The organism is Pseudoflavonifractor capillosus (assembly GCF_016899775.1).
Classification (GTDB): Bacteria; Bacillota; Clostridia; order Oscillospirales; family Oscillospiraceae; genus Lawsonibacter.
In genome coordinates this window covers 1-12,201 of record NZ_JACJJE010000070.1, presented here as the reverse complement: position 1 = coordinate 12,201, position 12,201 = coordinate 1, and the positions used below count along the sequence as shown (strand labels likewise).

Sequence of the window (12,201 nt, the reverse complement as noted above, 5' to 3'; positions counted from 1 at the left end):
CGCCCCCAAAAAACAGCAAAAAGAAACCGCCGGAAACCCTTGGCGCGCAAGGCTTCCCGGCGGTAGACCTGGTAGACGGCTGGTAGACGGGGCTGGTGATAACAAACTGCAGTTATGCTCCATATGTCTCTTTCAAATATTGAATTGCCTGGCGGTATCCCTCGAATCCCAGTCCGGAGAAGGTACGCTCACAGGCCATTCCGGGGTAGGAGATGCGCCGGAAGGGCTCGCGGCTGTTCACATCAGACAGGTGGACCTCCACGGCGGGGAGGGATACCGCCTTCAAAGCGTCTAAAATAGCCACGCTGGTGTGGGTATAGGCGGCCGGATTGATAACGATCCCATCCATTTTTCCGTAGGCCCATTGGATTTTTTCCACCAGCGCGCCCTCATAATTGGACTGGAACAGTTCCACCTCTACCTGAAATTCCCGAGCCGCGCTTCGGATAAAGTCCTCCAGCGCGGCAAAGTCCTGCCTGCCGTAAATATCCGGCTCCCGAATGCCCAAGAAGTTCAGGTTTGGTCCGTTTAAAACTAACAGCTTCATAATCCAAGCCTCCTGATAATTTCATTTGCTGTTTCTGCTGGTGTGCCGCGGTTCTCCACCGTCAAGTCCGCCAGCTGTTCGTACAGAGGGGCGCGCTGACAGTAGAGGGTCTCCACCGGATTGGCCTGGGACATGGGACGTCCGCTGGTGGGGAGCAGAGACAGGTCCCGGCGCAGATAGATGACGGTGGAGTTCTGCCGCATGGGGTCCCAGTTCTCTTTCCTGGTGACGATACCGCCGCCGCAGGCGATCACCCGTCCGGATTCCTTGGAAACCGCGCAGAGAGCCAGATGCTCTCTGATTCGGAAGCCCTTCTCACCCTCCTGGGCGAAGATCTCCGGGATAGGGCGTCCAGCCGTCGCGGCAATACGCCGGTCCACATCCTCCAGGGGACGGTTCAGGCAGCGGGCCAACTCCCGGCCAATGGTGGTCTTGCCGCAGCCAGGCATGCCGATGAGCAGCAGGTTGTGCGTTTTCTTCTCCATATCGGCGGTGATTTCAGCCACCCGCGCCTCTGGAATTTTGGTATCCAGGAAGCGCTCCGCCGCCGCCCTGGCCTGGGCCACCAGCATGCCCAGGCCGTTGGCCCACAGCATCCCACGCCGCTGGCCGTCCAGCAGAAACTGGGTCTTGGCGGGGTTGTAGATCAGGTCAAAAACTCCCTGGCAGCGGGGAAACTGGTCTAAATCCACCGGAGATATTCCGGTGTTGGGGTACATCCCCACCGGGGTGGCATTGACGATATACTCCGCGTCCCGGTGGCGGTCCAGGTTGCCGTAGTTGTCCGGGCCGCGGCGGGAGATGGTGACCACATCCCCAGCCCCCAGGTCCGTCAGCACCGCCCGCACTGTGAGGGAGGCTCCGCCGGAGCCCAGCACCAGCACCTTCTTCCCCCGTACCTGGGCCCCCGCCGACTGGAGCAGATAGCGGAAGCCGTCGTAGTCGGTGTTGTCCCCGTACAGGGTTCCGTCCGGCCGCCGGACGATGGTGTTGACGCTGCCGATGCGCTCCGCCGCCGGGGAGAGCTCCCGGCAGTAGGCCATCACTGTCTTTTTGTATGGGATGGTCACATTCAGCCCCCGGAAGTTCCCCTCCTGGAGAAAGGGGCCCACCTGGTCCGGGGGGAGCTCCACCAGCTGGTAGTCATAGCTTCCCAGCTGTCTGTGGATGGCGGGGGAGAAGCTGTGGCCCAGGTGCTCCCCCAGCAGGCCGAACTCCATATGCTCCGGGACCATCAGCAGATGACCTCGTTGTAGGTGCCCAGGTAGCGGAACTGCTCGCTCTCCTCCTCCAGATCCCTGAACAGCCGCTCCATCTCGGGGGCGTAGACGGAGCACTCCAGGTCGAAGTAGAACATGAACTCAAACTCCCGGTCGGGGAGGGGGCGGCTCTCCAGCTTCCGAAGGTTGATGCCCAGGGAGTAGAACTTGGAGAGCACGTTGTACAGAGAGCCCGGCTTGTGGGGCAGGGTCATCATCAGGGAGGTGCGGTCCGCCCCGGGGTAGATCTCCGGATTTTTGGAGATGCAGATGAAGCGGGTGTAGTTGTTGTCCTGGTCCTGGACGTTGGTCTGGAGCAGGTTGAGACCGTACTCCTCCCCGCAGAACCGTGAGGACAGGGCGGCCACGTCGGTGCGGTCGGACTGGGCCACCATGCGGGCGGCCATGGCGGTGTTCGCCACCATCGTCACCTTGACGCCCTTCAGGCCGGCCAGGTAGTTGGAGCACTGATTGATGGCCTGCTCGTGGGAGAAGACCTCCCGGATGTCCTCCAGCTTGGTGCCGTGCTTGGCCAGCAGGTTGTGGCTCACCTTCAGCCGGGCGGCGCGGACGATGGAGAAGTTGTGCCGGGTCATCAGGTCGTAGATGGCGTTCACCGAGCCAGCGGTGCTGTTCTCAATGGGCAGGATGCCGTACTGGCACATGCCGGTCTCCACCGCCTTGAATACGTGTTCAAAGGTGTTGAAGTACAGGATGGAGGGGGACTTGAAGATGCTGTCGCAGGCGATCTGGGAATAGGCCCCCTCGATGCCCTGACAGGCCACCACCGCCCGCTGGGGGAACAACTCCGGCGTGGTGTCCAGGGCCCTGCGGATGGTCTCGTACACCTGGGACTTGACCCCGCTGCACTGGTTCTGATAGGACCGGCCCGCCGCCAGGATGGAGCGGAACACCGACTCGGTGTACTCGGCCAGCTCCTCCCCGGCCTGGGTCCCCACCTTGGCCAGCAGGGCCCGCTCCCGGCCCGCGTCCAGGGTGGGCATGCTGTGCTCCTTCTTATAGGCGGCGATGTCCCTGGAGACGGCCATGCGCTGTTTGAACAGCTCCACCAGCTGAGCGTCGATGGAGTCGATTTTTCCTCGCAGTTCCTTTAAATCCTCGCTCACAGTGCATTCCTCCTTGTATTTTTATAAAATAATATTTTGATTTGTTATGAAAAGCAGGGAAATAATCTCTTAGATCTGGTCGGCATTCCGGTCCAGCAGGGCGTCCAGCAGCACCAGGGCGGCCACCGCCTCCACCACCGGCACCGCCCTGGGGACGATGCAGGGGTCGTGGCGTCCGGTGATCTGCAGGTTCTCCTCTGTCCCGGTGGACAGACGGACGGTGTGCTGCGTCTGGGCGATGGAGGGGGTGGGCTTGAAGGCCGCACGGAACAAAATGGGCATGCCGCTGGAGATGCCCCCTAAAATGCCGCCCGCGTGGTTGGTCTGAGTGCGGATGGCTCCGTTCTCCACCACGAAGGGGTCGTTATGCTCCGAGCCCCGCATGCGGGCGGCCCCAAAGCCGGAGCCGAACTCCACCCCCTTCACGGCGGGGATGGCGAACAGGGCGGCGGAGAGCTGGCTCTCCAGCCCCTGGAACATGGGGCTTCCCAGCCCCACCGGCACCCCCTGGGCGATGCACTCCACCACGCCGCCCACCGAGTCCCCCGCCTCCCGGGCCTGGAAGATGGCGGCGCGTATGTGTTCCCCGGCCTGCTCCTCCAGCACCGGGAAGGGGGCCCGCTTTACCCGCTCCAGCACCTCCAGGGGCTCCCCCAGGGGGTGGAAGGGCCGGTCCTCCACATTGGCAATGGAGCGGATGTGGGCCCCGATGCGGATGCCCTGGCGAGCCAGGATCTGGAGGGCGATGCCCCCGGCGATGCACAGGGGGGCGGTGAGCCGGCCGGAGAAGTGGCCGCCCCCCCGCACATCCTGGTGGCCGCCGTACTTCACCTGGGCGGTGAAGTCGGCATGGGCGGGGCGGGGCTTGTCCCGCAGCTCGTCGTAGTCTTTGGAGCGGGTGTTGGTATTCTCGATGACGGCGGCCAGCGGGGCTCCGCAGGTGACTCCGTCCACCAGTCCGCACAAAATTTGGGGCACATCCCCCTCCTTCCGGGGGGTGGAGGTGGCGTCCCGGCCGGGGGCCCGGCGCTGGAGGAAGCGCTGGAGCTCCTCCAGGTCCACCGCCTCCCCGGCTGGCAGGCCGTCCACCGTCACCCCAATGGCCGGGGCGTGGGACTGGCCGAACACCAACACGTGGATATGCTTACCGAAGTACGAGGCCACGAACTTCCCCTCCCAACTGTATAAAATGATCCCAAAATTCCGGATAGGATTTTCTGACGCACTCCGCGCCCAGCAGTTTCACGGGCTCTTGGGCGAAGGCGGCGGACACGGCGGCCATCATGGCGATGCGGTGGTCGTTGCAGCAGTCCACCGTCCCGCCCCCGGGCAGACGCTCCTGTCCGTGGATGGTTAGGCTGTCCGCCCCTTCCTCCACCTGGGCTCCCATCGCCTGCAGGGCGGCAGCCACAGTGGAGAGCCGGTCGCTCTCCTTCATCCTGAGACGGGCGGCGTGGGTGAAATGGGTGGTCCCCGCCCGCACGGCGGCCATGGCCGCCAGAGGGGGCACCAGGTCGGGGCACTGGGACACGTCCAGCTCCGCCTCCCCGGGCTTGGCCAGCTTCCAGTACTGGAGGGCGATGACCTTGTCCCCCTGCTTGGAGTCCATGTTCAAGCCCTGAATGTCCACCTGTCCCCCCGCAAAGTTGGCGGCGTACCAGAAGGCGGCCTGGGACCAGTCGGCCTCCACGGTAAAGTTCCGGCTCTCATAGCACTGATTGCCGGGGACATGGAAGGCGTCCGCCCTTTCCTCCACTCGGATGCCGAAGGTGCGGAGCACATCCAGGGTCAGGTCCACATAGCCCCTTGACTCCAGGGGACTGGTGAGCACCAGGTCGCTGTCCCCGTCCAGCAGGGGCAGCACAAACAGCAGGCCGGTGATGAACTGGCTGGACACATTCCCGGGGAGGCGGTACTCCCCCGGGTCCAGAGCCAGGGTGTCGTAGCCCCGGCCGCCGTCCAAAGTGAGAACGCTGTCCTCCAGCTTCCAGGTAAGGCCCTTCTCCCGAAACAGATCCTCATAGGGCTTCAGGGGCCGCTCCATCAGCCGCCCCCGGCCGGTGAACTGAGCCTCCCCCTGGACAAGCAGAGCCACGGGGATAAGAAAGCGCAGGGTGGACCCGGACTCACCGCAGTCCAGCATCGGGAAAGGTCCCGCCTGGACGAGGGAGTGACCGATCCCGTGGACCCGGACTTTATCTGGGCTCAGGTCTTCGATCCAGGTGCTCAGATTTGAGAGACACCGCCGAGTCGCCTGGATGTCCTTGGAGTCCCCCAGGTTGGAGATGATGCTGAACCCGCCGCTGAGGGCGGCAGCAATTAACGCCCGGTGGGCCACCGATTTGCTGGACGGCGGGGTGACAGTCCCCCGGAGCCTGCTTGGAATGATCGTCACATCCATGGCTTATCTCCCACACATAGGCTCCAGCAGAGCCAGGAGCTCGTCCTTCTTCATCCGGCGGGGCACCGCCTGGCCCAGCCGGGTGAGGAGGATCAGGGTGATAGAGTCCCCGGAGCGCTTCTTGTCCAGGCCCACCGCCTCCACCATGGTCTCCCAGGGGCAGGGGATGTCAATGGGCAGGCCGAATTTCTCCACGGTGGTTTGGATCTGTCCCACCACCTCGGGGGGCGTGACCCCCAGGGCCACCCCCAGCTGGGCCGCCCAGTTCATACCGGCGGCCACCCCCTGGCCGTGGGTCCAGGTCTCGTAGTGTCCGGCCAGCTCGAAGGCGTGGCCGATGGTGTGGCCGAAGTTCAGGGTCATGCGCAGACCGGTGTCCCGTTCGTCCTGGAGGACCACCTGCCGCTTCAAGTCGCAGCAGGTGTAGATGACCTGCTCCATGTGCTCCATCACCCCCGCCCGGCTTCCGCACCGGTCCAGCATCCAGAAGAAGTCGTCGTCCCGGATGCAGCCGTACTTGATGACCTCCGCCATGCCATCGGAGAAGGTGCGGTCGGGCAGGGTGTCCAGGCAGTCCGGGTCGATGAGCACCCCGCGGGGCTGCCAGAAGGCCCCGGCCAGGTTTTTTCCCGCCTTCAGGTCGATGGCCACTTTTCCCCCCACGGAGGAGTCCACCTGGGCCAGGAGGGTGGTGGGAATCTGAATGAAGTCCACCCCCCGGAGGATGGAGGCGGCGGCGAAGCCCGCCAGGTCCCCCACCACGCCGCCCCCCAGGGCCACCACCGCGTCGGTGCGGGTGAGGCCGAAGGCCATCATATCCTCCCACAGCTCGATCAATTGGTCTGCATTTTTGGAGGCCTCCCCGGCGGGGACCACCTTTATTTTCACCTGAAACCCGGCGCCGGTGAGGCTGTCCGCCACCCGGTCCCCGTACAGGGGCGCCACGTTGGAGTCGGTGATCACATACAGCCGCACCGCCTTGGGGAGGAGGGCTCTGCACCGCTCCCCCGCCCGGGAGAGCAGGCCCCGCTCGATCTCAATGTCGTACTCCCGGCCCGGCAGGGCCACCGTCAAAACTTTTTTGCTCATTCCGCGTCCACCTTCTCCTTGCAGATCCGGCCCTCCGCCAGCAGGGTGCACAGCCGGTCCCCGTTGCCCTGCTCCAGGGCGGTTTTGTACTCCTGCAAATGGCCGATCATCTCGTCCAGCTCCCGGAGCAGAAAGTCCCGGTTTTCCAGAAACAGGTCAGTCCACATGTGCTCGTTGAGCCAGGCCACCCGCGTCAGATCCATGTAGCTGCCTGCGGAGTAGCCCTTGTGCATCTGGGCCCGGGGGCTCTTCACATAGGCGTTGGAAATCACGTGGCACATCTGGGAAGTGTAGGCGATCATCTCGTCGTGGTGCTCCGCCGTGGTGACGGTGACGTGGCTGAACCCGGCGGGGGTGAGCAGCTTTTTCACCCGGTCCAGCAGGAGAATGTCGTCCCGCTCCCGGGGGACCACCACCATGGGGGCCCCCTGGAACATGTCCGCCTTGCTGTTGGCGTAGCCCGAGTACTGGGTGCCCGCCATGGGGTGGCCCCCCACGTAGGTGAAGCCGTACTCATCCGCCAGGGCGAAGCCCACCTCACAGATCTCCCGCTTCACGCCGCAGCAGTCCATAACCAGGGTATTTTGGGGGATATAGGGGGCGATTTTTTTCAGATACTCGATGGATACCTGGGGGTAAAGGGCCACCAACAGCAGGTCGCACTCCTTCACCGTATTCTCGTCCAAATCCCCCTCCAGGACCCCCTGGAGCTTGGCGAAGTCCTGGACCACCCGGTTTCCGTCGTAGCCGTACACCACGGCTCCGCTTCTATTGTAGGCCTTGGCCAGGGACCCGCCGATGAGCCCCAGGCCCGCGATTCCAACCTTCATGGGAAAAACCTCCTCTGCCGTCAGTCCTGGGCCAGCGCGGCCGCCCGCACCCGGCGCACCGCGCGGGCCACGTCCTCAAACTGCTCGGGCCGCAGGGACTGGGCCCCGTCGCACAGGGCGTGGGGGGGATCGTTGTGGACCTCGATGATGAGGCCGTCCGCCCCGCAGGCCGCCGCCGCCATGGCCATGGGCTTCACGTACCGGGCCACGCCGGTGGCGTGGCTGGGGTCCACGATGACGGGCAGGTGGGTGAGCTCGTGGAGCACCGGCACGGCGGACAAATCCAGGGTATTCCGGGTGGCCGTCTCAAAGGTGCGGATGCCCCGCTCGCAGAGGATCACGTTCTCGTTGCCGCTGGCCATGATATATTCGGCGCTCATCAGCAGCTCCTTGATGGTGTTGGCCAGGCCCCGCTTGATGAGGATGGGCTTTCTCGTCTTGCCCAGCTCCTTTAAGAGCTCGAAATTCTGCATGTTCCGAGCCCCCACCTGGATCACGTCCACATCCTCGAACAGGGGCAGGTGGTTGGCGTTCATGATCTCCGTCACGATGGGCAGGCCGGTCTCCCGCTTGGCCTCCAGCAGCAGCTCGATGCCGTCGGCCTTCAGGCCCTGGAAGTCGTAGGGGGAGGTGCGGGGCTTGAAGGCGCCCCCCCGGAGCATGGTGGCCCCGGCGGCCTTCACGCTCTTGGCCACGGAGATGATCTGCTCCTCGCTCTCCACGGAGCAGGGGCCGGCGATCATGGCGAAGTTGCCGTGGCCCACCTTCAGCTTCTCCTCGCCCACCTCGATGATGGAGTCCTGGGGGTGGAACTTGCGGTTTGCGCTTTTGAACGGCTCGGACACCCGCTTGACCCCCTCCACAATGTCCAGGCCGGAAATCAGGTCCTCGTCCAGCTTGCTGGTGTCCCCGATCACCCCGATGATGGTGGAGTAGTCCCCGGTGGACACGTGGGTGCGCAGGTTCTGGGACTCGATCCACTGGATCAGATCCCGAATTCGTTCTTCTTTTGTACCGTCTTTCACGATGATGACCATAATAAACTTCCTTTCTGTCCGTCTCACCGGGCCTTAACGGTCCACGCAGGAGCGTGGAACATGTCGCGGCTCATAAAGGTTTCCGCATTATTTTCGGTTGCCCCGAAGGGGCGAGAAAATGGCGAATCTCAATTTCTGCTGTGCGGGAGCACAGCAAAAAGGCCTGCGGTGAAGTGTTTGTTCACCGCAGGCCTTTGACCTTCCTATGCTCCGCTTATGCCACGGAGGGGAGCCGTTTGTTTGCAGCAAAAAACACTCTTACCTTTTCAACACTGAAGCCAAAAAAGTAAAAGTAGCCATAAAAGAACGCCGCAAACTTCTTCATAAAAGTATGGCTCCTTTCCTCGAGTTTCATAAGCTAAGATAGGTTTATGTTAGCACTTTACCCGGATGATGTCAATTCTGAATCCGTGGAGATTTTCACAAAATATTTTTTGCTGCACAAAAATGAAGTTGTCTGATGTGCTGGGAAAGGGCGTACAGGCGCAATGTGGGGAAATTTCCATTATTTGTACGCTGACGTCCCACTTTCATGCTGAAACGTCCCACATTGAAGGGAACGTCTGCAGCGGCAGGTCTTTCCCATCCATCAAGGGAGGTTGTTGCAATGGCAAGGAATCAAACGGAGTACTGCCAACTCAGTCAGTGGGATGCCTCGGACCAGGTACTCCGAATGGAATTCAATGGAGACAACGCCAAGATCGACGCGGCTCTGGCAGCTATGTCGGAGGAGGTGAGCGGAAAGGCGGAGGTCTCCGCCCTGGCGGTCAAGGCGGACGTTGCCGCGCTGGAAGAGGTGGAGGCGTTGGCGCTGGGGCGGGCAGAAATTCGTTTGGGTACCTATGTTGGAAATGGAGCGGCCAGCCAGTTGATCCAATTGGGGTTCAAGCCCAAGGCGGTGCTGGTACTCACCACCGACGGAGGTATGTCTGATGTTGCGGATGGGCGGCACTACGGCGGACTGGCCCTGGAAAACCAGCCGGTGGCGAGTTACGACCACATGATTCTCTCTGTCCACGATCAGGGATTTACAGTCTACTACAGTTCCAACTATCGGATCTATACGAACTCAAACAATGACACCTATGTTTATTTGGCGGTAATTTGACCGATTTGTAAAAGAGCACCCCCGAGTTAGTAACTCGGGGGTGCTCTGCTATGATTACTTAGGTAAGCGAATCAAATTACTCAGCGATTCTGATCTGCTGACCGTCATAGATGGTGATATCGCCCATCTTGTCATTGCTCAGGGTCAGAGTGACACGGATGCGGTCGCCCGCAGCCAGCAAGTCACTGTCGAGTTTCACACCAGTGGAGTCTGCAAGAATGTGTTCCTGACCAGAGGTAGTGCTGGCGGTCACTTTCTCAGTCAGAGTCTCCAGTTCACTCCAGCCGCCATCGTAGAGTTCAACCACAGCAGTCAGGGTCGCGCTGCCATACTTATAGTCCTCGCCGTTGTTGTCCACTACTTTGGCGTACTTCAAGGTAATGCCAGTTTCGTCAGCAGTGAGCTCCATAGGATTGTTGTTGAAACTGACAACCTCATAACCGGTGGCCTCGGGCTTCTCATCCTCGTCATTCTCGGTGATGCACAGGCCAATGATCTGGCCGTCGTCGAAGATGGCGATCACGCTGTCGTTCTCGTCGTCGCCCACAGAGGTAATGTTGGCAGTGCGCAGGTCGTCACCGTCGTAGTAAACCACCACTACGTCGTCAGAGTAGGTGTAGTACACAGGGCTGTTGTATCCCAGGCCCACAGTGGCGTCGTTGCGCTCGTACTCGCGGGTGCCGGTGAAGGTATCCTCATCCGCCTCGTCAAAGTCACGGACGTCGGTGACCAAGCCGTCGCTGTTGGTGACCAGGCTCTTGTAAGCGACCATGTAGGGATCGCCCTCGTTGGCGTTCGTAACCAGAATCTCAGCGGCGTCGGTGCCGGTCTTCACACGGATGGTGGTCTCCTCGCCGTCCACCACAGCGTTCAGCTCATAGTAGTTGCCGTCGGTGTCCTTGATTCTGTCGGCGTCGTGGTCCGCCTCGATGAATACCACGGTGCCCTCGCCCTCCACGTCGGCGTCACGCACGTAGACCACGCGGGCCACAGTGGAGTTGTTGGCGCAGTAGTAGGTGGCGGAGCTGTTGTCGTCGCCGGTGATGTCGGGGACATTCTTGATGCCGGTGTAGACGGAGTAATTGTCGTCGCCGTCGTCCAGCAGGAACACGGTGTTGTTGTTGCCGTAGATAGTCTTGTCGCCGATGGTCATCTTGGCGCGGTCGTTTTCGATGGAGAGGTTAGCGCTGGTCAGGTTGTTCTGATCGGCCCTCATCTCATCGTTCACGACCTTCAGAGTGTACATCTCGTCGTCCACGGTGTAAGAGACAATGTAGTTCTCCAGTGCCTTCACAGCAGCATCGCGGTCCGCATAATCATGGGCGTCGGTGTCCAGATCAGCCTCCACCACAGTGCCGTCGGTGAGCAGCAGGGTAGCACCGTAGACGTCATCGCCGTTGTACTTGCTGCCGGTCTTGCCCACGTCCAGAACAAAAGCGTAGTCGTAGGTCATGGCGGACTCGTCAATGTAGATCACATAGCCGTAGGCGTCCAGATAGGCCACCACGTTGTTGTCCACATTCTCGGCATTCAGCATGTCGCCGGTGTTGGTGCCGAAGGTGTACTTATAGGTGGTGCCGTCCACCACAAAGCTATCGGTCTCCTTCACGCGGGTGACCTCGCCGGACAGATCATCGGCCAGAGCCACGGTCTGGATGTCGTTCTCAGCATAAGTGTACAGAACGATGTCGTCCTCTTCGAACTGATCGGTCACAAAGTGGTCGCTGGAAGTGGCGGGACCGCCGGTCAGATCGTTCAGAGTGATGTAGCGCTCGCCGTCCTCATCCCGCACACGGGACACCTCAGCGGCATAGGTGTGGATGACCGCGATATCCACAGTCTTGTCCGTGTTGTCCACATAGACCTGGGTCAGTACACCATTGCCGGTCTGAGACTGATCCTCGTTCTTCAGGAAGCAGTCGTCATCGTCATTGCGGTCAGCAATCAGGTCGTCGCCGTCATAGTTGACACTCTCGCCGTCTACCGTGACATTCCAATCCTCATAGTTGGCAGCAGTGCGGCCGATGGAGTCGTACAGCTCGTCGGCGGTCACCTTGGCCGTAAAGGTATAGGTGGCATCCTCGGCGTAGCGGCCGATCTCATCGTTCTCATAGGACCAGATGGCAGCAGGACGGCCAAAGTCGTCATAGCCGTCTTCCTTGGTCAGGTCGCCCTGGTACAGCTTCTCACCCAGCTCCACGATAGGGGCGGTCACACCGTTGATGCTGTTGGCAGAGGTGGACTCGTTGTCATTGATGGCGGTGGCGTAATCGCTGCCGCTGGTGACAAACTTATAGGTGACACCGCTGTTAATGGTGATGTCGCCCACGGAGATGGAACCGTCGGTCTCGGCCTCAACGGTACCGGCCTGCAGGGCGTTCAGCACCAGCTGAGCCACGTCGTTGCGGGTCATAGCCTGAGTTACCGCAGAGTCCACGCCCACGAACAGGTCGATAGCGTTGCCCTGGCGGACGGTGGACAGCTGCCAGTCAGAGCCGAAGTCACTGCCGTACTGGAAGTAGCCCAGAGCCTTCATGATCATCAAAGCAGCCTGTGCGGTGGTGACATCCTGGTCGCCTCCATAGGTGGTGGCGCTGGTGCCAGCGGTGATGCCGTTGGTGTAGCAGGCGGCCACATAGGGCTCAGCCCAGCTGGGCACATCAGTAAAGGGGCTTGTGTCCTTATAGGTGGCCACGTTATAAGCCATCAGGTTGGACATGACAACGGCCATCTCGTTGCGGGTGACGTTCTGATCAGGGTTGAAGTCTCCGTTCTCGTCGCCGACCATGATCTCCACGGCCTG

10 protein-coding genes are annotated in these 12,201 nt (G+C 61.3%); 1 reads left to right on the top strand and 9 read right to left on the bottom strand.

Features of this window, described 5'->3' with window-relative positions:
• Positions 1-112: 112 nt before the first annotated feature.
• The 8 genes from aroQ to aroF form a co-directional block, all read right to left on the bottom strand.
• Positions 113-547, bottom strand: a complete 435-nt coding sequence (gene aroQ, locus H6B31_RS14875; protein ID WP_204899217.1) for a type II 3-dehydroquinate dehydratase — start codon at positions 545-547, stop codon at positions 113-115.
• Positions 544-1,782: a shikimate kinase gene (locus H6B31_RS14870; protein ID WP_243419083.1), complete on the bottom strand. Its 1,239-nt coding sequence runs from the start codon at positions 1,780-1,782 to the stop codon at positions 544-546. The genes aroQ and H6B31_RS14870 overlap by 4 nt, the downstream gene beginning before the upstream one ends.
• Positions 1,782-2,933: a prephenate dehydratase gene (pheA, locus tag H6B31_RS14865; RefSeq protein ID WP_204899216.1), complete on the bottom strand. Its 1,152-nt coding sequence runs from the start codon at positions 2,931-2,933 to the stop codon at positions 1,782-1,784. The genes H6B31_RS14870 and pheA overlap by 1 nt, the downstream gene beginning before the upstream one ends.
• A 69-nt stretch (positions 2,934-3,002) precedes the next feature.
• Positions 3,003-4,097, bottom strand: coding sequence for a chorismate synthase (gene aroC, locus H6B31_RS14860; RefSeq protein WP_204899215.1), 1,095 nt, complete (start codon positions 4,095-4,097; stop codon positions 3,003-3,005).
• Positions 4,078-5,334, bottom strand: a complete 1,257-nt coding sequence (locus H6B31_RS14855) for a 3-phosphoshikimate 1-carboxyvinyltransferase (RefSeq protein WP_204899214.1) — start codon at positions 5,332-5,334, stop codon at positions 4,078-4,080. Before H6B31_RS14855 ends, aroC begins: the two co-directional genes overlap by 20 nt.
• A gap of 3 nt (positions 5,335-5,337) precedes the next feature.
• Positions 5,338-6,423: a 3-dehydroquinate synthase gene (gene aroB, locus H6B31_RS14850; RefSeq protein ID WP_204899213.1), complete on the bottom strand. Its 1,086-nt coding sequence runs from the start codon at positions 6,421-6,423 to the stop codon at positions 5,338-5,340.
• A complete protein-coding gene (locus H6B31_RS14845; RefSeq protein ID WP_204899212.1) occupies positions 6,420-7,253 on the bottom strand; it encodes a prephenate dehydrogenase in 834 nt (277 codons plus the stop codon). The genes aroB and H6B31_RS14845 overlap by 4 nt, the downstream gene beginning before the upstream one ends.
• Positions 7,254-7,273: 20 nt before the next feature.
• Positions 7,274-8,290: a 3-deoxy-7-phosphoheptulonate synthase gene (gene aroF / locus H6B31_RS14840; protein WP_204899211.1), complete on the bottom strand. Its 1,017-nt coding sequence runs from the start codon at positions 8,288-8,290 to the stop codon at positions 7,274-7,276.
• Positions 8,291-8,897: 607 nt separating this feature from the next.
• Between aroF and H6B31_RS14835 the strand changes: the two genes are divergently transcribed.
• Complete coding sequence (locus tag H6B31_RS14835; protein WP_204899210.1) at positions 8,898-9,398, top strand: hypothetical protein; 501 nt, start codon at positions 8,898-8,900, stop codon at positions 9,396-9,398.
• A 76-nt stretch (positions 9,399-9,474) separates the two neighbouring features.
• Here the strand turns inward: H6B31_RS14835 and H6B31_RS14830 are convergent.
• Positions 9,475-12,201: S-layer homology domain-containing protein (locus H6B31_RS14830; protein ID WP_204899209.1), on the bottom strand; the 2,727-nt coding region annotated here is incomplete at its 5' end.

Excerpts from the sequence above, each read along its gene's own strand:
- H6B31_RS14835 (WP_204899210.1), top strand. The coding sequence starts at position 8,898 with ATGGCAAGGAATCAAACGGAGTACTGCCAACTCAGTCAGTGGGATGCC.
- aroB (WP_204899213.1), bottom strand. The coding sequence starts at position 6,423 with ATGAGCAAAAAAGTTTTGACGGTGGCCCTGCCGGGCCGGGAGTACGAC.
- aroQ (WP_204899217.1), bottom strand. The coding sequence starts at position 547 with ATGAAGCTGTTAGTTTTAAACGGACCAAACCTGAACTTCTTGGGCATT.
- aroF (WP_204899211.1), bottom strand. The coding sequence starts at position 8,290 with ATGGTCATCATCGTGAAAGACGGTACAAAAGAAGAACGAATTCGGGAT.
- H6B31_RS14870 (WP_243419083.1), bottom strand. The coding sequence starts at position 1,782 with ATGGTCCCGGAGCATATGGAGTTCGGCCTGCTGGGGGAGCACCTGGGC.
- H6B31_RS14845 (WP_204899212.1), bottom strand. The coding sequence starts at position 7,253 with ATGAAGGTTGGAATCGCGGGCCTGGGGCTCATCGGCGGGTCCCTGGCC.
- H6B31_RS14855 (WP_204899214.1), bottom strand. The coding sequence starts at position 5,334 with ATGGATGTGACGATCATTCCAAGCAGGCTCCGGGGGACTGTCACCCCG.